Annotated in this window: 21 protein-coding genes; 14 read left to right on the top strand and 7 right to left on the bottom strand. The window is 59.6% G+C overall.

All coding sequences use genetic code 11. The annotated features are described in order from the left end of the window. Positions 1 to 378: 378 nt before the first annotated feature. Genes paoA through paoC form a run of 3 tightly spaced genes read left to right on the top strand, consistent with a single transcriptional unit; the run spans position 379 to position 4165 of the window. Positions 379 to 1020 (top strand): aldehyde dehydrogenase iron-sulfur subunit PaoA, encoded by a 642-nt coding sequence (gene paoA, locus ACIOYV_RS01875; protein WP_401320342.1) that lies wholly within the window; start codon positions 379 to 381, stop codon positions 1018 to 1020. Next, the gene (locus ACIOYV_RS01870; protein WP_401320340.1) at positions 1017 to 1973 is read left to right on the top strand and encodes an FAD binding domain-containing protein; all 957 of its coding nucleotides are present in this window, start codon (positions 1017 to 1019) and stop codon (positions 1971 to 1973) included. The genes paoA and ACIOYV_RS01870 overlap by 4 nt, the downstream gene beginning before the upstream one ends. Then, positions 1970 to 4165: an aldehyde oxidoreductase molybdenum-binding subunit PaoC gene (paoC, locus tag ACIOYV_RS01865; RefSeq protein ID WP_401320337.1), complete on the top strand. Its 2196-nt coding sequence runs from the start codon at positions 1970 to 1972 to the stop codon at positions 4163 to 4165. The genes ACIOYV_RS01870 and paoC overlap by 4 nt, the downstream gene beginning before the upstream one ends. Before the next feature lie 5 nt (positions 4166 to 4170). Here the strand turns inward: paoC and ACIOYV_RS01860 are convergent, their stop codons facing one another. Next, positions 4171 to 4575 carry a cupin domain-containing protein gene (locus ACIOYV_RS01860; RefSeq protein WP_401320335.1) on the bottom strand — a complete coding sequence of 135 codons (405 nt, stop codon included), beginning with the start codon at positions 4573 to 4575 and terminating at the stop codon, positions 4171 to 4173. A 100-nt stretch (positions 4576 to 4675) separates the two neighbouring features. On the opposite strand from ACIOYV_RS01860, the gene ACIOYV_RS01855 reads away from it, so the two are divergent. Both ACIOYV_RS01855 and chrA read left to right on the top strand, forming a co-directional pair. Continuing rightward, positions 4676 to 5569 carry a LysR family transcriptional regulator gene (locus tag ACIOYV_RS01855; RefSeq protein WP_265039069.1) on the top strand — a complete coding sequence of 298 codons (894 nt, stop codon included), beginning with the start codon at positions 4676 to 4678 and terminating at the stop codon, positions 5567 to 5569. Between the two features lie 237 nt (positions 5570 to 5806). Further along, a complete protein-coding gene (gene chrA / locus ACIOYV_RS01850; RefSeq protein WP_401320332.1) occupies positions 5807 to 7141 on the top strand; it encodes a chromate efflux transporter in 1335 nt (444 codons plus the stop codon). Positions 7142 to 7194: 53 nt separating this feature from the next. On the opposite strand, the gene ACIOYV_RS01845 is transcribed toward chrA, so the two are convergent. Further along, positions 7195 to 7713 (bottom strand): SgcJ/EcaC family oxidoreductase, encoded by a 519-nt coding sequence (locus ACIOYV_RS01845; RefSeq protein ID WP_163914290.1) that lies wholly within the window; start codon positions 7711 to 7713, stop codon positions 7195 to 7197. A gap of 173 nt (positions 7714 to 7886) precedes the next feature. On the opposite strand from ACIOYV_RS01845, the gene ACIOYV_RS01840 reads away from it, so the two are divergent. The 4 genes from ACIOYV_RS01840 to ACIOYV_RS01825 are packed head-to-tail and all read left to right on the top strand — an operon-like array spanning position 7887 to position 12479. Beyond that, on the top strand, positions 7887 to 9071 hold the full coding sequence (locus ACIOYV_RS01840) for a sensor histidine kinase (protein ID WP_401320329.1): 1185 nt from the start codon (positions 7887 to 7889) through the stop codon (positions 9069 to 9071). Continuing rightward, complete coding sequence (locus ACIOYV_RS01835; RefSeq protein ID WP_290029041.1) at positions 9068 to 9721, top strand: response regulator transcription factor; 654 nt, start codon at positions 9068 to 9070, stop codon at positions 9719 to 9721. Before ACIOYV_RS01840 ends, ACIOYV_RS01835 begins: the two co-directional genes overlap by 4 nt. Further along, the gene (locus ACIOYV_RS01830; RefSeq protein WP_401320325.1) at positions 9718 to 12036 is read left to right on the top strand and encodes an ATP-binding protein; all 2319 of its coding nucleotides are present in this window, start codon (positions 9718 to 9720) and stop codon (positions 12034 to 12036) included. Before ACIOYV_RS01835 ends, ACIOYV_RS01830 begins: the two co-directional genes overlap by 4 nt. Beyond that, a complete protein-coding gene (locus ACIOYV_RS01825; protein ID WP_054050423.1) occupies positions 12033 to 12479 on the top strand; it encodes a response regulator in 447 nt (148 codons plus the stop codon). Before ACIOYV_RS01830 ends, ACIOYV_RS01825 begins: the two co-directional genes overlap by 4 nt. Here the strand turns inward: ACIOYV_RS01825 and ACIOYV_RS01820 are convergent. Next, the gene (locus ACIOYV_RS01820) at positions 12476 to 13261 is read right to left on the bottom strand and encodes a DeoR/GlpR family DNA-binding transcription regulator (protein ID WP_401320322.1); all 786 of its coding nucleotides are present in this window, start codon (positions 13259 to 13261) and stop codon (positions 12476 to 12478) included. The two genes, ACIOYV_RS01825 and ACIOYV_RS01820, sit on opposite strands and share 4 nt — an antisense overlap. 173 nt (positions 13262 to 13434) lie before the next feature. Continuing rightward, positions 13435 to 15186 (bottom strand): hypothetical protein, encoded by a 1752-nt coding sequence (locus ACIOYV_RS01815; RefSeq protein WP_401320320.1) that lies wholly within the window; start codon positions 15184 to 15186, stop codon positions 13435 to 13437. Positions 15187 to 15895: 709 nt separating this feature from the next. Here ACIOYV_RS01815 and ACIOYV_RS01810 point away from each other — a divergent pair. Further along, positions 15896 to 16699 (top strand): hypothetical protein, encoded by an 804-nt coding sequence (locus ACIOYV_RS01810; RefSeq protein WP_401320317.1) that lies wholly within the window; start codon positions 15896 to 15898, stop codon positions 16697 to 16699. A 93-nt stretch (positions 16700 to 16792) separates the two neighbouring features. On the opposite strand, the gene ACIOYV_RS01805 is transcribed toward ACIOYV_RS01810, so the two are convergent. From ACIOYV_RS01805 to ACIOYV_RS01795, 3 genes are all read right to left on the bottom strand, one after another. Then, entirely contained in the window at positions 16793 to 17464 is a 672-nt protein-coding gene (locus ACIOYV_RS01805; protein WP_401320316.1) for an ATPase, read from the bottom strand. Positions 17465 to 17586: 122 nt separating this feature from the next. Continuing rightward, complete coding sequence (locus ACIOYV_RS01800; protein ID WP_401320313.1) at positions 17587 to 17931, bottom strand: cupin domain-containing protein; 345 nt, start codon at positions 17929 to 17931, stop codon at positions 17587 to 17589. A gap of 135 nt (positions 17932 to 18066) precedes the next feature. Beyond that, positions 18067 to 18723 carry an O-methyltransferase gene (locus ACIOYV_RS01795; protein ID WP_401320310.1) on the bottom strand — a complete coding sequence of 219 codons (657 nt, stop codon included), beginning with the start codon at positions 18721 to 18723 and terminating at the stop codon, positions 18067 to 18069. 131 nt (positions 18724 to 18854) lie between these two features. Between ACIOYV_RS01795 and ACIOYV_RS01790 the strand changes: the two genes are divergently transcribed. From ACIOYV_RS01790 to arsH, 4 genes are all read left to right on the top strand, one after another. Further along, positions 18855 to 19487, top strand: a complete 633-nt coding sequence (locus ACIOYV_RS01790) for a TetR family transcriptional regulator (protein ID WP_401320307.1) — start codon at positions 18855 to 18857, stop codon at positions 19485 to 19487. A gap of 372 nt (positions 19488 to 19859) precedes the next feature. Then, positions 19860 to 20207 (top strand): metalloregulator ArsR/SmtB family transcription factor, encoded by a 348-nt coding sequence (locus tag ACIOYV_RS01785; protein WP_401320304.1) that lies wholly within the window; start codon positions 19860 to 19862, stop codon positions 20205 to 20207. A 20-nt stretch (positions 20208 to 20227) separates the two neighbouring features. Next, the gene (locus ACIOYV_RS01780; RefSeq protein WP_401320301.1) at positions 20228 to 20698 is read left to right on the top strand and encodes an arsenate reductase ArsC; all 471 of its coding nucleotides are present in this window, start codon (positions 20228 to 20230) and stop codon (positions 20696 to 20698) included. A 12-nt stretch (positions 20699 to 20710) separates the two neighbouring features. Beyond that, the gene (gene arsH / locus ACIOYV_RS01775; RefSeq protein ID WP_401320300.1) at positions 20711 to 21400 is read left to right on the top strand and encodes an arsenical resistance protein ArsH; all 690 of its coding nucleotides are present in this window, start codon (positions 20711 to 20713) and stop codon (positions 21398 to 21400) included. The last annotated feature ends 105 nt before the right edge of the window (positions 21401 to 21505 follow it).

Here is a 21505-nt window from a genome sequence, read left to right as displayed (position 1 = left end):
GACTGACACGGCCTCTTCGCGAGCAGGCTCGCTCCCACAGTGGGTCTGTATTGAACCAAGGATTTGTGAACGACCACAATCCCCTGTGGGAGCGGGCTTGCTCGCGAAGGCGGTGTGTCAGACAAGTTAATGTCGACTGACACGGCCTCTTCGCGAGCAAGCCCGCTCCCACAGTGGGTCTGTGCTGAACCAAGGATTTGTGTACGACCACAATCCCCTACTGACACCACCCCTCATCGATTCATGAACCCCACGCATAACTCTATACCCGAATAACGCAAAAACATTTCGCCCCTGCGCAGGTCACTCTTTGATGAGTACCGCCAGGGCGCAGGGCTTCTGCTGCGCGAAAGAAAATACCGCACAGGAATCGAACCAATGGATGACCTTCACCGGAAGACGATTTCCCGACGCACCTTTCTGATTGTCGGCGCCGTAACCGCGACCGCCATCGCGCTGCCGCCCTTCATCTGCGCCCAGGCATCTGCCGCCAACCTCGCCCGACCGGTGCAAGCCAAGGTGTCCATCCAGGTCAACGGCGAAGCGCACGTCATGGACCTCGACACCCGCACCACCCTGCTCGATGCCTTGCGCGAACACTTGCACCTGAGCGGCACCAAGAAAGGCTGCGACCATGGCCAGTGCGGTGCGTGCACGGTGATTGCCGATGGCCGACGGATCAACTCCTGCCTGACGTTGGCGGTAATGCACGAAGGCTCCTCGATCACCACCATCGAAGGCCTGGGCAACCCGGAAAAACTGCACCCCATGCAAGCCGCGTTCATCAAGCACGACGGCTATCAATGCGGGTATTGCACACCGGGGCAGATCTGCTCCGCCGTGGCCGTGCTGGAGGAAATCCGCCAAGGCATTCCCAGTCATGCCAGCGCCAGCCTGACTGAACCACCCCAGTTGATCGCCCGTGAATTGCAGGAACGTATGAGCGGCAATATCTGCCGCTGCGGTGCGTACTCCAACATCATCGAGGCGATCACCGATGTCGCGGAGGCCAGCGCATGAGACCTTTTACTTATTCCCGCGCCAAATCCCCCGCCGAGGCCGCTGCGTTGGCGGCGCAAATCGATGGCTCACGGTTTATCGCCGGCGGCACCAACCTGCTCGACCTGATGAAGCTGGACATCGAGACGCCCGCCCACTTGATCGACGTCAACGGTCTGGCCCTGGACCGGATCGAGGCCACGGATCAGGGCGGCCTGAGAATCGGCGCGCTGGTGCGTAATACCGACCTCGCCGCCGACTCGCGGATCAGAAAGGATTACGCCGTGCTGTCCCGCGCCCTCCTCGCCGGCGCATCCGGCCAGTTGCGCAATGTCGCGACCACCGCCGGCAACCTGCTGCAACGCACCCGTTGTCCTTATTTCTACGACACCAACCAGGCCTGCAATAAACGCCAGCCGGGCAGTGGCTGCGCGGCCATTGGCGGGATCAATCGCTCGCTTGGGATCATCGGCGTAAGCGATGCCTGCATCGCCACCCACCCCAGCGACATGGCGGTGGCCATGCGCATCCTCGATGCGCAGGTCGAGACGGTGCGCCCCGACGGCACCACCCGCCTGATTCCAATCGCCGACTTGCATCGACTGCCGGGCAACACGCCCAACATCGAAACCACCCTGGGCGCGCACGAGTTGATCACCGCCGTCACGCTGCCGGCGCCCCTCGGCGGCACGCACATTTACCAGAAGGTCCGCGACCGCGCGTCCTATGCCTTCGCTCTGATCTCGGTGGCGGCGGTGATCCAGAACGATGGCTCCGGTCGCGTGGCCCTGGGCGGCGTGGCGCACAAGCCGTGGCGCGTCGAGGCCGCCGAATCGGCGATGTCCCAAGGCGCGAAAGCCGTCACCGCACAGTTGCTCGCCGACGCGACGCCCACCGATCAAAACGCATTCAAGCTGACGCTGGCCGAGCGCACGCTCGCCTCGGTACTGACGCAAGCGAGGGACCACGCATGAAATTCGAAACCCCGGCCGGCACCAACCCAATCGATCAGATGAAAGTGATCGGCAAGCCCACGAGTCGTATCGAGGGCCATCTGAAAACCACCGGACGCGCCCCGTACGCCTACGAACACCACGACGCGGTGACGAACCCGGCCTATGGATTTGTGGTCGGCGCCGCCATCGCCAAGGGCCGCATTACCTCGATCAACCTTGAAGCAGCGAAGTCAGCGCCGGGGGTGATCGCGATTGTCACCGCCGCCAACGCGGGCAAGCTCGGAAAAGGCAAATACAACACCGCGAAGCTGCTCGCCGGCCCCGACATCGAGCACTATCACCAGGCCATCGCACTGGTGGTGGCTGAAACCTTCGAACAGGCGCGGTCTGCTGGTCAGTTACTCGACATCACCTACGCCCGCACCGACGGCGCGTTTGATCTCGCCAGTCTGCGGAATTCCGGCGTCGAGCCCAAGGAGATGCCGGACGTCAGCCATGGCGATTTCGCCAGTGCATTCGCCGCCGCGCCGGTGCAACTGGACGCGACCTACACCACCCCCGACCAGGCTCACGCGATGATGGAGCCCTTCGCCTCGATGGCCACCTGGATCGGCGATCAACTGACGGTGTGGACCTCCAATCAAATGATCGACTGGGCCGCCAGCGACGTGGCCACCACCCTGGGCATCCCGAAGAAAAACCTGCGGCTGATCTCGCCTTACATTGGCGGCGGCTTCGGCGGCAAACTGTTTGTCAGGGCCGACGCGGTGCTCGCCGCCCTCGGCTCACGCATGGCCGGCAGGCCAGTGAAAGTCGCGTTGACCCGGCCGATGATGTTCAACAACTCCACGCATCGTCCGGCGACGATTCAACGGATTCGCATCGGCACCAGCAGCGACGGCAAGATCAGCGCCATCGCTCACGAAGGCTGCTCCGGTGACTTGCCCGGCGGCAAAGTCGAACGGGCCGCGCAACCGAGCAAACTGTTGTACGCCGGGGCCAACCGCTTGATCTCGATGCGCCTCGCCACCCTTGATTTGCCGGAGGGCAATGCGATGCGCGCGCCGGGTGAAACCCCGGGGTTGATGGCACTGGAAATCGCCATGGACGAGATGGCCGAGAAACTCAACCTCGACCCCATCGAGTTCCGCATCCTCAACGACACCCAAGTCGACCCGACCAATCCCGAACGCCGTTACTCGCAACGGCAGCTGTCCGAATGCCTGCGCACCGGGGCCGAGCGGTTTGGCTGGAACCAGCGTCACCCGCAGCCCGGTACGCAACGGGACGGCCGCTGGCTAATCGGCATGGGCGTCGGCGTGGCGTTTCGCAATAACAACCTGGTGAAGTCCGGGGCGCGGGTTCGGCTCGATGACAAAGGCATCGTGACGGTGGAAACCGACATGACCGATATCGGCACCGGCAGCTACACGATCATCGCCCAGACCGCAGCGGAAATGATGGGCGTGACGCTGGATAGCGTGGTGGTGCGCCTGGGGGATTCGAGCTTTCCGGTGTCGTCCGGTTCTGGCGGCCAGTTCGGTGCCAACTGCTCGACGGCGGGCGTGTATGCGGCCTGCGTCAAACTGCGCGAAGCGGTCGCGCAACGCCTTGGTATGAGTGCCGAACAAGCCGTGTTCACCGATGGCCAGGTACGCGCCGGTGATAAAAGCCTGCCGCTACGTGATGCGGCCAAGGCTGGAGAACTGGTCGCCGAGGACTCGATCGAGTTTGGTGATCTGGCCAAGCAGTTCCAGCAATCGACCTTCGGCGCGCATTTTGTCGAAGTCGCGGTGGACAGCGCCACCGGGGAAATCCGCGTGCGCCGCATGTTGGCCGTGTGCGCGGCCGGACGCATCCTCAACCCGACCTCGGCGCGCAGCCAGGTGATCGGTGCGATGACCATGGGCGTGGGCGCGGCATTGATGGAAGAACTGGCGGTGGACAAGCGCCAGGGCTATTTCGTCAATCATGACCTCGCCGGGTACGAGGTGCCGGTGCATGCCGACATCCCGCATCAAGAGGTGATTTTCCTGGAGGAAACCGACGCCTATTCATCGCCGATGAAGGCCAAAGGGGTCGGGGAATTGGGCTTGTGTGGCGTCAGCGCGGCCATCGCCAACGCGGTCTACAACGCGACCGGCGCCAGGGTTCGCGAGTACCCGATCACGCTGGACAAGATTCTGGATAAATTGCCAGCGATGATCTGAGAGGGTTATTGAGCGACGGGGTATTGCCCGTCGCTGACCTGTTCCATCCACTCCACCACGTTGCCATCCTGTACTTCGGCAATCGCGATGTGGGTCATGGCGGTGGTCGCCGTGGCGCCATGCCAATGTTTGACGTGCGGCGGAATCCACACGGTGTCGCCGGGTTTGATCTGTTGCACGGGTTTGTCCTGCTCCTGCACCCAGCCCATGCCGGCGGTGACGATCAACGTCTGACCCAGTGGATGCGTGTGCCAGGCTGTGCGCGCGCCCGGTTCGAACGTGACCGTGGCGCCACTGACCCGCGCCGCCTCGGTGCCTTTGAACGGTGCATCGACCCGCACGGTGCCCGTGAAATAATCAGCCGGGCCTTTGGCGGAGGGTTGGGAGCCGTTCGGGGTTACAGTCAGCATCGGATTCTCCTGAGCCTTGAAAAGTGCGCCCAATTTATCAGCTGCGTATTCCCCGGATTAGCCGCTACAATTCGAAAAGACTTATGAGGGAGACTCATGGATGCTGCGGGAAAACGCCAATGATCTGCTCGCCTTTCTGGCGGTTGCCAGGGAGCGCAGTTTCACCAAGGCTGCGGCCAAACTGGGGGTTTCCCAATCGGCGCTGAGCCATACGATTCGTGGCCTGGAAGCGCGATTGGGCTTGCGTCTGCTGACCCGCACCACCCGCAGCGTTTCGCCGACCGAAGCCGGCCAGCGCCTGATGGAAACCATCGGCCCGCACTTCGAAGAAATCGAGATCGAGCTGGCGGCGTTGAGCGACCTGCGCGACACACCGGCCGGCAATATCCGCATCAACGCGATGGACCACGCGCTGGAACACATCCTGTGGCCGGTGCTGAAACCGTTCCTGGCGAAGTACCCGGACATCTCCGTCGAGGTGTGCTGCGATTACAGTTTTGTCGACATCGCTGCCCAAGGTTTCGATGCCGGCGTGCGCCTGGGCGAGGACGTGGCCCAAGGCATGATCGCCACCCGCATCGGGCCGGACATGCGCATGGCGGTGGTGGGTTCACCGGCCTACTTTGCCGAACGCTCGATACCCAGGACTCCGCGCGACCTGACGGAGCAGCAATGCAATAACCTGCGCCTGCCCACCAACGGTGGCCTGTATGTCTGGGAGTTTAAAAAAGCCGAGGAACGCCTGAATGTGCGGGTGTCCGGGCAGGTGACGTTCAATGGTGTTTATCAACTGCTGAACGCAGCGCTGGATGGATTCGGTTTGAGCTACATTCCCGAAGACCTGGTCGCACCGCACCTCGCGGCCGGGCGGTTGGTGCAAGTGCTTGAGGATTGGTGCGCGCCGTTTGCCGGTTTTCATCTTTATTACCCGAGCCGTCGCCAGGCTTCGCCAGCGTTTGCGCTGCTACTGGATGCGTTGCGCTACAAGGGCTGAATCCCACGATCTGCGCCCGCAACACATCCCCTGTGGCGAGGGAGCTTGCTCCCGCTCGGCTGCGAAGCAGTCGCAGAACCTACTTGCACGATATGACTGAAGTAAGCCGGGGGCCGCTTCGCGCCCCAGCGGGAGCAAGCTCCCTCGTCACAAGGGTTTGTCCCTTGCCGACTATCCGAACCCCGCCCTTCCCCGCTACTGTACGCAACCCGCCGGTCTCTGAAAAAGGCTCAACTCTTGAGTGACGCACTCGCCAAACCCCAAGCCATTTCCCTGCGCGAAGCTTTCCTGTTCTGGCTCAAGCTCGGCTTCATCAGTTTCGGCGGCCCGGCCGGGCAGATTTCGATCATGCACCAGGAATTGGTCGAGCGTCGGCGCTGGATTTCCGAGCGGCGTTTTCTGCACGCGCTCAACTATTGCATGTTGCTGCCCGGCCCGGAGGCGCAACAACTGGCGACGTACATCGGCTGGCTGATGCACCGGACCTGGGGCGGTGTGATTGCCGGCGGGCTGTTTGTGTTGCCGTCGCTGTTCATCCTGATCGGGTTGTCGTGGATGTACATCGCGTTTGGCGACGTGCCGGTGGTGGCCGGGTTGTTTTATGGGATCAAGCCGGCAGTCACCGCGATTGTGCTGCAGGCCGCCCATCGCATCGGCTCACGAGCGCTGAAGAACAACTGGCTATGGGGAATCGCGGCGGCATCGTTCACCGCCATTTTCGCGTTCAATGTGCCGTTTCCGCTGATTGTGTTGGGCGCAGCGGTGATCGGTTATGTCGGCGGACGTTGGGCACCGGAGAAATTCAGCAACGGCGGCCACAGCGCTACGAAAAAAACCTACGGCCCGGCGCTGATCGATGACGACACCCCTACGCCAGAACATGCGCGCTTCAGTACGGTGAAGCTGCTGCGTCTGGCGCTGATCGGTGCCGTGTTGTGGGCGTTGCCGATGGGACTGCTCACGCTGTTGTTCGGCTGGAACGGCACGCTGACGCAGATGAGTTGGTTCTTCACCAAAGCCGCGCTGCTGACCTTCGGTGGCGCCTACGCCGTGCTGCCCTACGTGTATCAAGGCGCGGTCGGCCATTATGGCTGGTTGACGCCGACGCAGATGATCGATGGCCTGGCGCTGGGCGAAACCACGCCCGGACCGCTGATCATGGTGGTGGCCTTCGTCGCGTTTGTCGGCGGTTATGTGCAACAGGTGTTCGGCGCCGATCACGTATTCCTCGCCGGAGCCGTCGCCGCCATGCTGGTAACCTGGTTCACCTTCCTGCCTTCGTTCCTGTTCATCCTCGCCGGCGGGCCGCTGGTGGAATCGACGCACAACGAACTGAAATTCACCGCGCCGCTGACCGCCATCACCGCTGCCGTGGTCGGGGTGATTCTCAACCTGGCGTGTTTTTTCGGCTACCACGTGCTCTGGCCCAACGGCTTCAGCGCTCACCTTGACTGGCCTTCAGCGCTGATCGCCATCGCAGCGGCGATTGCCTTGTTTCGCTTCAAGCGCGGGGTGATCCAAGTATTGATCGGCTGTGCGTTGGTTGGGCTGGCGGTGCATTTGTTGCGTTAACAAACGGCCGACAGCGCCCACACCTCAAGGATGTGGACGCCGGTGGGGCACGGTCATTTGGTCGCGTGTTGCACCTGCGCTTCAGGCATCGCCGAAGAGTGGTGGTTGAGGATCTTCCACTGGCCGCCGACCTGTTCGTAGACGAAGGTATAGCGCGCTTGCACCTGACGGGTCTTGCCGGTCGCCTCAGTCAGGGTGAAGGTGTAGACGCCGCTGTCCATGGCCACGTTGCTGCCCAGTTGGCGGATTTCGCGGTAGTTGATCTGGCCTACCGGCTTGAGCGCCAGGAAGTGATCGAAGTAGTCCTTGATCTGATCCGGCGTGGTCCGCACCTGGTTGGACACCGTCGGCTGCAACACCGCGCCCGGTGCATAAAGGTCAACTACCGTTTGCGCGTTGCCGGTCTGCAAGGCGCTGTTCCAGCGGTCAAACAGACCGGCAATTTCCCGATCCTTCACGTTGGTTGGCGCCTTGGCCACGGTGCGATAAACGTACGGGGCGGTCTCAGCGGCTTGGGCAAACGGGGCGCTCAGGGCAAAAAACAGGGCGATGGCCGGGATCTTCATTTTCATTGCGATACTCCTGGGGTGGTCGTTGAGCCCACTTTGCCAACCCGCCAGCCGCCCGACATCGGCCACTCGGAGTCATTTGCCTATGCCATTTGGCAGATGGCGCCCGGCCCTGTTAACAAGGTTTAATGACCTCCCCCTGCGCCCGCGGGTCCGTCTCAACGCCGGAGCGAAACATGCAAAACCCGCCTCACGATCCCGGTAGTGCCTTGGCCATCCGCACTCACTATCGACAATCCGAAAGTCGCGCGGCGCGCCTGCGGTTGTTGGTGGATACCGGCCAAGAGTTGACCCGACTGGCCCCTCACGCCATGCGCGAACGTGTGTTGGCGCGGGCGTGCGCTTTCCTCGCGATGGACCACGGTTTGCTGTTGGAGTGGGACGCCGACGGATGTGTCAACGCTAGCGCCCGACATGGCAGCCGTGATCGACTGGACAGCCTCGACGCCGTCGTCGACCGCAGCATGCGCACGCCCTCCTGGCAAGACCGTCCGGGGGAAGCCCTGCCGAGTGTGTTGCGGGTGCCACTGCGCGGCGGCGACGGCGATGCCTTTGGCGTCCTGGTGCTGGCCAACAGCGTCGGCCTGCGGGCGCCGGACAATGAAGACACGGAATCCCTGCAACTGCTCGCTACGCTGCTGGCCGCGCACCTTGAAAATGATCGCCTGCTGACAACGCTCAAGTCCCGGGATCGCACCTTGTCCGACCTGGTCAATCGGCTGCTCCGCGCGCAAGAAGACGAACGCAAACGCGTGGCTTACGACCTGCACGATGGCCTGGCGCAAACCCTCGCTGGTTTGCATCAGCGCCTGCAAGGTTTTGCCGGCCGCTGCCCGACTCTGCCGGACACACTCGACGCCGATTTGCAGGCAATCCTGGCGCTGGCCCAGCATTGCGTGGGTGAAGGCCGACAACTGATCGCAGGCCTGCGTCCGACGGTGCTCGACGATTTCGGTTTGCTCAAAGCCGTCGATAAAGAGGCCGATCGCCTGCGCGACGCCGGAATCGGTGTGCACTGGATCGCACGTTGCGACGCACGCTTGCCCAGCCAGGTGGAGATCGCGTTGTTCAGGATTGCCCAGGAAGCGATCAACAATATCCTCAAGCATGCGCAGGCCAGCCGGGTCCAACTGACGCTGGACGTGCACGAAGACCACGCCTCGCTGCGAGTTGACGATAACGGCAGAGGTTTTGCCCTCGAGCAGAAGCTCGACAACGAAGACGCTCGGCACCTGGGCCTCGCGACCATGCGAGAACGCGCCAGCCTGCTGGGGGGCAGTCTCACCTGCGTCAGCGCGCCCAACTGCGGTACCCAACTGCACGCCCGCGTGCCGGCCCACTTGAATGGAACACCACAATGACCCACGTTTTACGTCTGGTGCTGGCGGACGATCATGAAGTCACGCGCACCGGTTTCGTTGCGCTGCTGGCCGGTCATCCGCAATTCGAAGTGGTCGGCCAGGCCCGCGATGGACAAGAGGCCGTCGAGCTGTGCGAGCGGCTGCTGCCGGACATTGTGATCCTCGACATTCGCATGCCGGTGCTTAACGGTCTGGGCGCGGCACGCCTGCTTCAACAAAGTCTGCCGGCGTTGAAAGTGGTGATTTTCACCATGGACGACAGCCCCGATCACTTGGAAGCGGCGATGAATGCCGGTGCCGTCGGCTACCTGCTCAAAGACGCCAGTCGTGATGAAGTGATCGACGCGTTGCAAAGGGTCGCCGCTGGCGAGGAAGTCCTCAATGGTGCGGTTAGCGCCCGCCTGCTGCGGCGCATGACCACGCGCAGTGCCAGCGGTGCCCCACCGACCGAAAACCTGACGCCACGTGAACGCCAGGTACTCAGCCTGGTAGCCAACGGTTGCAGCAACCGCGCAATCGGCGAGCAACTGGGCATCACCACCGGTACGGCCAAGGCTCACGTTGAACGGGTCATCGGCAAACTCGGCGCGGCGGATAGAACCCAGGCCGCAGTCCGTGGCATTGCACTTGGCCTGGTCACTCAACCATGAAGGTGTTTTACGCCCGACGCTGGGCCGACCTGCCGTTGCGAGGCAAGGCCCTGGTAGTGATTTCCCTGCCGTTGGTGGTGCTGTTGTTGTCGCTGGTGCTGATTTACATCACCGAACGCCAGACCGCTCGCGCCGAAGAAGACGTGCGCCGGGTATTGCGCGTGCAAGGCGACATCCAGACCGTCCACACTCTGCTTGCAGAGGCGGCCGCCAGCGTTCGCGGTTACTTGCTGACACGCCGTGAGGATTTCCTGCCGGGCTACCTGAACGCCAAGCCGTTGATTGAATCGGCGCTGCGCCGGCTGGACAGTAACGTTCGCGATGAACGCGTGCGCGAACAGCTCACCGCCATGACGCCGCTGATCAACTCCAAAATCGATGGCCTGGAGGAAATGCTCAACGACCCGGCGACGACAACCGATTCGATTACCCCCATCCTGATCAACAACAAACACACCCTCGACGAGTTGCGTCAGCACATCAGCACCATGCTCACCCTGGAGGATTCGCTGCTGGCCGAGCGCACCGCGGCCGCGTCCGAGAATCGCCAGCGGCTGTTACTGTCCACGTGGCTGGCTGCCATCTGCGGGCTGTTTGGCGCCATCGTGGCCGTGCTGTTTTTGTCCAAGGGCATCGTCGCCCGGGTGCAGCAAGTCCAGGGCAATGCCCAGCGCCTTGCCCTCGGACAACCATTGCTGCCGCAACCGCCGGAGCAAGATGAAATCGGTCAGTTGGGCACTCGTCTGGTGGAAGCCGGGGTGCTGCTGGCTGAGCGCGAACGGGCGTTGCGCGACAATGAAGAACGGCTGCGGCTGATCATCGATGGGGTGAAGGACTACGGGATTTTCGCCCTCGATACGGCCGGCTATGTCACCAGTTGGAACGCTGGCGCGGAGCGGATCAAGGGCTACACCGAGCAGGAGATTATCGGCCAGCATTTCTCGGTGTTCTACCTGCCGCAAGAATGCCCGCAACACCCGGCCATGGCGCTGCACGAGGCCACCCGCGACGGCCATTACATGGAAGAAGGCTGGCGCTGCCGCCAGGATGGCACACGCTTTTGGGCCAGCGTGGTGATCACCGCGCAGTACGACAGCACCGGCGCCCTGCGCGGCTTCTCGAAGATTACCCGCGACATCACCGACCGCCGCGCCGCCGAAATTGCACTGCGCACCGCACGCGAAGAAGCTGAACGCGCCAGCCGGGCGAAAAGCGAATTCCTGTCGCGCATGAGCCACGAACTGCGCACGCCGCTGAACTCGATCCTGGGCTTTGCGCAACTATTGGACATGGACTCGCCCGCCGGGCAAAAGGCCCAGATCGGGCACATCCTGCGCGCGGGTCAACACCTGCTGACCCTGATCAACGAAGTGCTGGACATCGCCAAGATCGAAGCCGGACGCCTGCCGCTGAACATCGAATCGGTGCCCTTGGCGATCGCCCTGCAAGAAGCGCTGACGCTGGTCTCGCCGATGGCCACCGATGCCGGCATCCACCTTACGCCCTTGCCAACGATGGCCGCTGACTGCGGGATCGTCGCTGATCGACAACGCCTGACCCAAGTGCTGTTGAACTTGCTGTCCAACGCGATCAAGTACAACCGGCCCGAGGGTCGGGTGAGCATTGAGGTCGAGGTTGATCAACAACGTATCGCCGTGACGGTTTGCGACACCGGCAAGGGCATTGCGGCTGATCGCCTGGGTCAATTGTTCAAGCCGTTCGAGCGCCTGGAAGCCGATCCGAACGTGGAAGGCAGCGGTCTCGGCCTGGCGCTGAGCAAGAGCCTGCTGGAAATGATGAGCGGCAGCCTGACCGTGCAAAGCCAACCCGGCGCCGGCTCGAGATTTACCCTGGAGCTGCCATTTGTGCAGTTGCAGGAAACCGTCGAGGCAGTGGTTGCGCCCGTCGATAATCGACCGCTGCTCCCCGGCCCTCAGGTCCGGGGCAAGGTGCTGTGCATCGAAGACAACCTTTCCAGCCTGGCGCTGATCGAAACCTTGCTGCAACGCCGACCCGGGATAAAACTGCTGTCGAGCATGCAAGGACAACTGGGGCTGGACCTGGCCGCGCAACATGCTCCGCAACTGATTCTGCTGGACGTTTCCCTGCCGGACATCGACGGGCTGAACGTGTTGCAGCGCCTGCGTCAGTCCGCGATCACCCGGACCACCCCGGTGCTGATGATCACCGCCGACGCCAGCGACCTCACCCGTCTGACCTTGTGCGACGCGGGCGCGACAGCGGTGCTGAGCAAACCGATTCACATCCCTTCGTTCCTCGCCCACCTCGACCAGTACTTCCCGGAGCCCGCGTGAACACCGACCTGCGCATTCTGATCATCGACGACCAACGCCCCAATCTCGACCTGGTAGAGCAATTGCTGGTGCGCGAAGGGCTGACCAATGTCCTGAGCAGCACCCAGCCGCTGCGCACCCTGGACCTGTTCAACAGCTTCGAGCCGGACCTGGTGATTCTCGACCTGCACATGCCGGAGTTCGACGGCTTTGCCGTGCTGGAACAACTCAACCGGCGCATTCCGAGCGGCGAATACCTGCCGATCCTGGTGCTCACCGCCGACGCCACTCGCGACACTCGCCTGCGCGCCTTGGCGCTGGGGGCCAAGGACTTCATCAGCAAACCGCTGGATGCGCTGGAAACCATGCTGCGGGTGTGGAACCTGCTGGAAACCCGCGCCCTGTACAAAACCTTGAGGACGCTGATACCGGCCGAGCAAATCGATCTGCTGCGCCAGCGCTAAACCGCCGCGTCCACCTGCACCACTTCGATGCCCAGTCGCTGGTAATCCTCGACATTGCCCGAGGCCAGATGCCGCTCAGTGATCAGCGTCTGGATGCGCCGGCACGGCGCCACGACAAACGGCTCCACCGCGCCCAGCTTGTCCGCCATGCTCACGGCCACCACATGCGTGGCGCTGTCGAGCATCGCCTGTTTCACCGGCACCTCGTCGAAATGCAAAGAGCTGATGCCAACCTCAGGGTGAATCGCACAAACCCCGGTAAACAACAGATCCGCCTTGATTCCCTGAAGCAGGCGCAACGTTTCTTGCCCGCTGGCGCACATCGTCCCCGGATTGAGTTGACCACCGGCCAGAATCACCTTGATGCCCTTGAACTCGGCCAACGCGATCGCGATGATTGGCGAGGCGGTGACAGCGGTGATGCTGATGTCGGAGGGCAGCGAACGGGCGACCTGCAACGTCGTCGAGCCTGAATCGAAAATCACGATCTGGCCATCCTTCACGTACCCTGCCGCGACTTGCGCCAGATGGGTTTTCACCTCATCGGTTTCACTGACCCGGGTGAAGAAATCCTTGCCGGTGTCCTTGGGACGCGGCAACGCCCCGCCGTGCACACGTTGCACCAGGCCGGCGCCATCCAGCTCCGCCAGATCGCGGCGGATGGTGTCTTCGGACACGCCGAAATGCTGGCTGAGCTCAGACGCCATGACCTTGCCGTCACGTTCGAGGATCAACAGGATTTTTTGTCGGCGCAGGGAAGGCAGTTCAATTGAGGAATGCATGTTTTTGCCTGATCTTGCTGGTTTTTGCGAGATTAGCCAAAGCATTGGATAAACACAAACACGCATTATTGATTAATTTCCTTCCCCCCGCCGTTTTAACCAAGTTTCGGTGTGAACGACGGGCAAGAGAAAAACGTACGCTTACACATCTGCGCCATTGGCATAGTCCGATATCATTCTTGGTTGCTCACCAGTCCGTCGACCTTTTTGGCCCAATCCGGGAGGCCCATCCCGTTCCCTGCGTAAAACTTATCCAACCGTTTGCGAGCGCTTCCTCCCTTATGCAATCCAATCCAATCAGCGGCGTTTTGTCCGAAAAACTTATTTGCCAATCCGCCTAGTCCGGCATGTTTTATGGCTGGTCGAGACTCCAATTCCTGCATGAGGCGTTCGAAGTCGGACAAATACGTATCGATTTTTCCTTGAGCCAGAGTCATTTCCCAGTCAGTGCCATACATAAAGCGATTTGCCAGGGCTGCGGACCCTTTTGACGCCGTTGCGTCATATAGCTTTTTCAGGGTTTCTAAAAGTTGAGGCTCATCTGTAAGCACTTCGGCGAAGTAACCAGAATCGGCATAGGCAAACTCCCCAGCAGCGTTGGCAGTTGGCTGCATAAGGTTCGCAAAACCGGCCCCTGACACTGCTCCAGATTCGTCACTGGCGCCTCCAAAGTGGCCGAAACTAACCCTTAAATGTTTGAAGGTTGCCAAAGCCTTGGCCCAATATTGAGCACCCGCCAAACGCTGAAAATCCATCGAGACTCCATTTGAAATGCTGGTATGCGCCATGACAGGAACTTGCTCCTTTTCACACCAACTAAATAATTGAGACATCGCCTCATCAAGGCGTGACCCGAAGTCAGATCTGCTCGTGATTTCAGGTAACCATGGGCGATCCCAAAAGCTCTTGCCATTGCCCCCGTGTAAATCGCTATTACCCAGGGCCGCAAACCCCATGGGTGGATAAAGTTTTACCCCAATGCACCCATGAGAAAGGATCGCCTCCTTTACCAAGCCCAGAGAGTCCTCGGACGTGAATCTGAGGTCATAAGCGACTTGTTTTAGCGGGTTAAAAGGGACGAAAGCATGGACGCGTCCAGAGGTCAGTATCGATATTTGCTCCATAACCTGTACTTGGGTGTTTAGGGGGGTGATGGTGCGAATCACGCCCTTATTGGTCAGCCAGCCGTCGTAATCCACCATGCTCGGAGTCATCAAATCTATGACCCTCTTACTTGGCTGGTTATAGGTATCCAGATAGTTGTGAACTGAGACATATCGATACTGCAGGTGCTGCGAGATAAAGGCGAGCATCCCTGCAGCAGTTTTCTGCGCCTGCGTCATCGTTGAAAAGTTTTGAACGTTTATGCCTATACCATCGGTTGCCGTGAGGCCTCGGATGAGTGGGATCGCCGCATTCTGTATTTCTTGCTCAGGGCCTATGTCAAGCGCATTCAGGCTAATGGATTTTTTTGCCAACGCGCGATCCAGACTTGCGTTGAGCTCCTTCGCGGCTTTATCGCGAGAGTCTCTGTACATTCTGACAATACGTTCTGAAACCTGGGTTGTTTGGCACAACACCAGTTCCTGATTCACCCTGACAAGTTCATGCAACTCAGCTTCACCACTGGGCGCTACACCCCAGGCAATTTCCTTCAGCAAACCGCCAAGCGCTTTAGCACCGACCCCGAAAATACCTTTTTGATGGATTGCGACCTTTGATATGAAGTCCGCTACCTGCAGGTCCGTTCCATTGAACACATGACAATGAGCATCAATAGTCAGCGGCCCATTGGGGTAACTCACTTCTGGCGATGTTGGGCACATTGGTCGAGGAGATGGCCTGATGAGACAGCACCCAGACAAAGAAGCTGCATAGATTAGTGCACAGGTCAAAGTTTGGCGGCGAGTCAGATACATGTCCATATCGAGGGTCGCTCCTTATTTATATTGGGGGGAGAACTTCGTGGCCGACTCCATCAACTAAAGTTGAACAGTGAGGCCTGATGCCTCCCCGCTCAAGGCCTCAAATGTGGTGTAGCTGTAGACCATCCATTGCGCAAGCAACACAAGGCAACTATTTCTTGCAGGAATAGCACATCTGAGGCAGCGCTGAGGCCTATTAATCAGGTTTGAATCAGGCCGCAGACACGCTCTCATCCCCAGAAAATCAAAAGGCCATCATCGGGCTTGAGAGGATGAGGAACTGCTGCTAGGATTCAGCCCGGTTCTGGTCTGTACCCCGCTACCTCGAAGAAAACCAGCTCAATCGAGAAAACCACGTTTTATCCTTGTAACCCGCCCGAAAAGCAGCGGAAAGGAAACTTATCTCTTGGCAGCATTGGTGGTTTTCGACGGCTTTTATGCCTCCCCCTCTGGCCAAGCGGTTTTTTCCGGCGCTGTTCAACAAGACACATTGAGTATCGGAACGCCCCCGATCGATGTAATTAATTACGTAGCCATGGGTGATATCTAATAATATCGGGAAAGACTAAACAAAAGTTGATCGAAGCAGCAGCAATTCATTGGAGCTGCTGCTCTTTGCCCCCGTGCAAGCAAAGAAATCCGTTTACTCCCTCTTACCAACAACGCCAATCGAAAGAATCGATTGACGGTTAAAACCCAAGGAGCAGCAATGTCCACACAACAAATCATCCCCGAGTCCAAATTCACCGCTTTGAAACGTTCAATGCGCCGAGTCTTCAGTATTAAGCCGTTAGAACTTCATAACGCCTACTTTTTCATTCCGTTGGGATTTCTGTCAGGCCTGATGATTGAGGGTGCATCACTCTTACCGGAAAAAGTGCAGCAGAATATGATGACCGATGTAATTGGCGATCATATTGCCATCAAAACCATCGCAATGCTGATCCTTCTTCAATTCACAGCAGTCAGCATTATTTTGAAGCTCTCACCCGGAAAGAGAGCAGATTACTTTCAACACCTAAACGATGTTTTCTCCAACAAAGTCGCACAACTATGCTCACCAGCAGCGTTCGTGCTAATCGGAGTCGCAGGCACGGCAATTTTATTAGGAGCGGCCCAATATTGCTTAACTATCATAGGATTACGCAAACCTGTCGACATCCAATACTTCTCGACAGCGGCATCTTTCCTCTATTTAACCTTGTGGTTCTTTGGCTTTCACTTTATATCCCGGGCCATCTCTGAAATCCTCCATGCGCCAAGGAGTCTGACCCTCGTCCTTGGGGGAGGATTCATCTCCATATCCCCTATTGCTGCCGTACTCATCAGTCCATTTATCGGCAGCGGACCAGTAACGATTCAAGTTAAATTCGAAACGCACGAATACGAAGCTGTTGCAGCTGCTGCTGCCGAAAGCGCTATAAGCCCTCCAACCTTCGTCCTCAGAGCAGCGATTAACTCCGCCTCAGACGTGTCCCATGAGGCCTCAAAAGTGCAGGAACTCTCCCAATAATTTCAGCCCCATTAGTTGCTATTTAGAGGCAATCAATGGGGTGTTTTCAGGAGATGACGCACGAGCCAGTGATACAACATCCGCACCCAATTCTTAGTTAGTCGCCATCCGTGCCGCAGTCCCCGACTTCACCAGCGCATTCAACGAGGCATCAAACTGCTTCAACGCATTCACTTGCAGTTCGGTCTGCTGGTCGATTTGCGCGGCAATCTCGGGCGCTGCTTTGCCATGCACCCACACTGAAGGCATTTGCTGTGCGCGGGCACCTTCGGCCTGGCCGATGTATTGCAGGTTTGAGTCGTAGAACTTGGCGAGGAACCGCGCTTCAACCTGGTTGTTACGCTTGCTCACCAGCCTGTTGTAGGTGTCGAGCATCACCACCACGTCCGGCTTCGCTTGCACCAAGGCATCGAGGTTGTCGTAGACGGTCACCGAAGCGAATTGTTTTTGCAACGACCCCATCAGCCAATTGATCGCCAGTTTTGGATCGGAGCTTTTGATAAAAGCGTTGCTGATGCGCGAATCGAGCGCAGCGTTTTTGCCGCCGTTGACTGCGACAGCGTGATAGTTCTCAAGGTATTCGAGGGTGTTGACGGTGTTTTCGCTGTAGAGCACACCCACCGATTGGGAATGCTTCAGCTCGGCGCTGCTGTCCCCCATCGGCAGGAAATGGCAGGCCTGCGGGTCAGCGGCGTAGGCCGGTGCGGTGGCAGCGAAACCGCCGGTGAGGACGGCGACAAGGGCTAAAACAGTTGAAATTCTCATCGCGCAGATTCCTTCAGAAGCGAGATCGGTATGTCGCTATCCTCCTCCGTTGAGGAAAAAACAGAACTCGCATTTTTTGATGATGACTATCGATTGAACGAATGGTCAGGAAAGCCCTGCGTTCAGGCTTGCCTGACGATATCGACCGAGATCTCCACCGCCGTTTCCGAGCCTCTGTTTTCGAGCCAGTGAGTGGTGTTCCGATCCTCGGGCCAACCCACTCCGGGCCCGTAATCCGTGGCGACGCCATTGCGATGGTCCGTGATGATCCCTTGCAGGATGTAGACGGTCCCCGGCCTGTCGATGTGGTTGTGCACCGGCCCGAAGACGCCTCCGGGCTCGATGGTCACCTTGCGCATTCTGAGTTGGCGCCCCGCCATGCCCTCGATCTCGGGGCCGAGGTCAATCGTTGCCAGCAACACCACCGTCACGCCTTTCGTTTCAGGTGCCGCCGGCTCGATGCTCATTGCGCGCTCCACGTGGACCTATAGGGTCTAGTTACAAGTAGAGACCCTAAAAGACGTAATCGGCGGTGAGGCGACAAAAGGTGACGCCGGGGCTGCAAGCAATGACCTCGGCGATGGTTTTGAGCAGATGGGGGATTAACCCAGCCGTATCGACAGCTCAACGTCTTCACCGAAAGGCACGGACAGGTAGCCGTTTGCCGGCGAGCGCACGTAGGCCAGGTATTCCGGGCAGTAATCGGAGTTGTCGGCAATCACCAGGGCGCCGGGTTTGAGGCGACTTTCTACCAGACCCAAGACGTCGCCATAAAGCGCTTTGGCGCCATCGAGCAACAGCAAGTCGATGGCCTCGGGCAGATCGGTTGCGAGTGTGACCAATGCATCGCCCTCGCGAATCTCCACCAGATCACTGACCCCGCCTTCGATGAGGTGTTGGCGCGCCAGGGCGATCTTCGACGGCTCGAATTCGCTGCTGATTAGCACACCGCCACCGTTGTCCCGCAGCGCGGCGGCCAGGTGCAAAGTTGAAAGGCCGAACGAGGTGCCGAATTCGACGATGGCCCGCGCCTTCGAGCTGCGCGCCAGGGTGTACAGCAGCTTGCCGGTGTCCCGCGAGACCGGCAGCCACAGGTCTTTGAGCAGTCCGTAGAGCTCGAGATAGTCGGTCTTGCTGTGCATGAGGCGGTCGCGGTCCTCGGCGGAAAAGTCGTTGAAAACCGGGCTGGTGGCGGCATTGGCTTTTGCGTACAGGCGTTCAATCAACGAGGCCATAGGGGCCGAAGTGATAGTGGTCATGGGTGCTTCCCGTTTACAGGTTGAGCGCCTGTCGGCGCCGGGGCTAAGATGCGACTAATCCGTCGCATTTAAATTATGCGAACAGTTCGTCACATTCGCTATTCGCATTAGCCCCGAGGCCCGCAGCCCCCATGACAACCCGCCAGACCTCGCAGATTTCCTCGCGCAAACAGCCCCGGCAGGCCCGCTCGACCGAGTTGGTGGCGGCCATTCTGCAAGCGGCTACTCAGGTTTTGGCCAAGGAAGGCGCGGCACGTTTCACCACCGCCCGCGTGGCGGAAAAGGCCGGCGTCAGCATTGGCTCGGTGTATCAATACTTCCCCAACAAGGCCGCCATCCTGTTCCGGCTGCAGAGCGATGAGTGGCAACAGACCACGCAAATGCTGCGCGGGATTCTGGAGGATGCAGACAAGCCGCCGCTAGAGCGGTTGCGGGCGTTGGTGCATGCGTTTATTTGTTCCGAGTGCGAAGAGGCGCAGATGCGGGTGGCGCTCAGTGATGCCGCGCCGCTCTATCGCGATGCGCCGGAAGCTCATGAAGTTCGTGCGGCGGGGCAGCAGATTTTTCAGGATTTCATGGGTGAGGCGTTGCCAGAGGCCTCTGACGAAACTCGCGCGCTGGCTTGCGATCTGGTCTCCACGACACTCAGTTCGGTGGGGAAATCATTCTCGGGAAGCCCGCGTAGTCACGATGAGATCGCGGTGTATTCCGACGGGATGGCGGATATGTTTTGTGCCTACATCACGGCGCTGAACATGCGCTGATGCTGATCAGTTAAGGACTTGAACGCCGCATAACCTGTGGGAGCGAGCTTGCTCGCGAAGGCGTCGGCACAGCCAAGAACCATGTCACTGACACACCGCTTTCGCGAGCAAGCCCGCTCCCACATTGGTTTGGTGTTGGTCGCAAGATTTGTGGCCGACACTGATTCCCTGTGGGAGCGGGCTTGCTCGCGAAGGCGGTGTGTCAGCCGATATTTAGTTTGGATGTACCGGCCTCTTCGCGGGCAAGCCTCGCTCCTACAGGGGATTGGGTTGGTCGCTCGGTGTTCAGCGGTCATCAAATGTGAGGTGGGGGGTTGCTCAATACATATGGATATCCGTATATTCGGACTTTCACATATTGGCGGCCACCCCATGCTCAGTCCTCCAGCCATCTACAAATGCCTCTCCGACGAAACCCGCGCCCGGGCCACTTTGCTGATCACCCGTGAGGGCGAGTTATGCGTCTGCGAATTGGTCTGTGCGCTGGATGACAGTCAGCCAAAAATCTCCCGCCATCTGGCCCAGCTCCGTGCATGCGGTTTGTTGCTTGATCGACGCCAGGGCCAATGGGTGTATTACCGCCTCAACCCCGAACTGCCGGCCTGGGTTCGCACTGTTCTTGAAACCACCCTGCACGCCAATGCCGATTGGCTCGAAGAAAACAGCGCCCGGCTTAAACAGATGCACGACCGCCCACTCAATACCGCAGCGTGCTGCTGACCTGACCCAAGGGAGTTTCCATGCGAGTTCTATTCATGTGCACGGCCAACAGCTGCCGCAGCATCCTCTCCGAAGCGATGTTCAATCACCTGGCACCAAAGGGTTTCGAGGCGGTCAGTGCCGGCAGTTTCCCCAAGGGGCAGGTGTTGCCTCGCAGCCTGACCACGTTGCAGGCAGCCGGCATCGCCACCGATGGCTTGAGCAGCAAAGGCAACGACGCCTTTGAAGATAACCCGCCGGACATCGTCATCACCGTTTGCGACAAGGCTGCCGGTGAAGTTTGCCCGGTGTACTTCGGCCCGGCGTTGAAGGCGCATTGGGGGCTGGAAGATCCGTCAGATGTGTCGGGTGACGAGGCCGCGATATCCGCCGCTTTCCACGCGACCCTGGCGCGTATCGAAACCCGCTGCCGGGCCTTTCTCGCCCTGCCCTTCGCCGATCTTGATCGCGATGCCTTGAAGCGTGAACTTGACCGCATCAGCACGCTGTAACTGGAGCCGCCCATGACTCATCCACTGCCCAACCTCGACACGTCATTGATTGCACAGCGTGAAAATGGCGATCAGCACAAACCGCGAATCCTGCTGTTGTACGGCTCGACCCGCGCCCGCTCCTTCAGTCGCCTGATGGTCGAAGAAGCAGCCCGTTTACTCGAACACTTCGGCGCCGAAACACGGATTTTCAACCCCTCAGGTTTGCCGCTGCCGGACGATGCGCCGAACGATCATCCGAAAGTCCAGGAACTGCTGGAGTTGATGCAATGGTCGGAAGGCCAAGTCTGGTGCTCGCCGGAGCGCCACGGTTCGATGTCGGCGGTGTTCAAGGCGCAGATCGACTGGGTGCCGCTGGCCATCGGCGCGGTGCGCCCGACCCAGGGCAAGACCCTGGCGGTGATGCAGGTGTGTGGTGGCTCGCAATCGTTCAACGTGGTCAATCAACTGCGCGTGCTGGGGCGCTGGATGCGCATGTTCACCATCCCCAATCAATCCTCGGTGCCGAAGGCTTTTCTGGAGTTCGACGAGGACAACCGCATGAAGCCCTCGGCGCTGTATGACCGGGTGGTGGACGTGATGGAGGAACTGGTGAAATTCACGCTCCTGCTTCGCGAGCGCCCGGATCTGGTTGACCGCTATTCGGAGCGCAAGGAGTCGGCTGAAGCGCTGACCCAGCGCGTCAATCAGCGAGCGATTTGATAGCACCAGGCACTCAGACCATACATAAATCCTGTAGGAGCGAAGCTTGCTCGCGAAAGCGGTGGGTCAGTCAATATTGATGTTGCCTGACACGCAGCCTTCGCG

The sequence above is a fragment of the Pseudomonas sp. NPDC087342 genome (genome assembly GCF_044744265.1).
Classification (GTDB): domain Bacteria; phylum Pseudomonadota; class Gammaproteobacteria; order Pseudomonadales; family Pseudomonadaceae; genus Aquipseudomonas; species Aquipseudomonas nunensis.
This window is presented reverse-complemented; position numbering and strand designations above follow the sequence as displayed.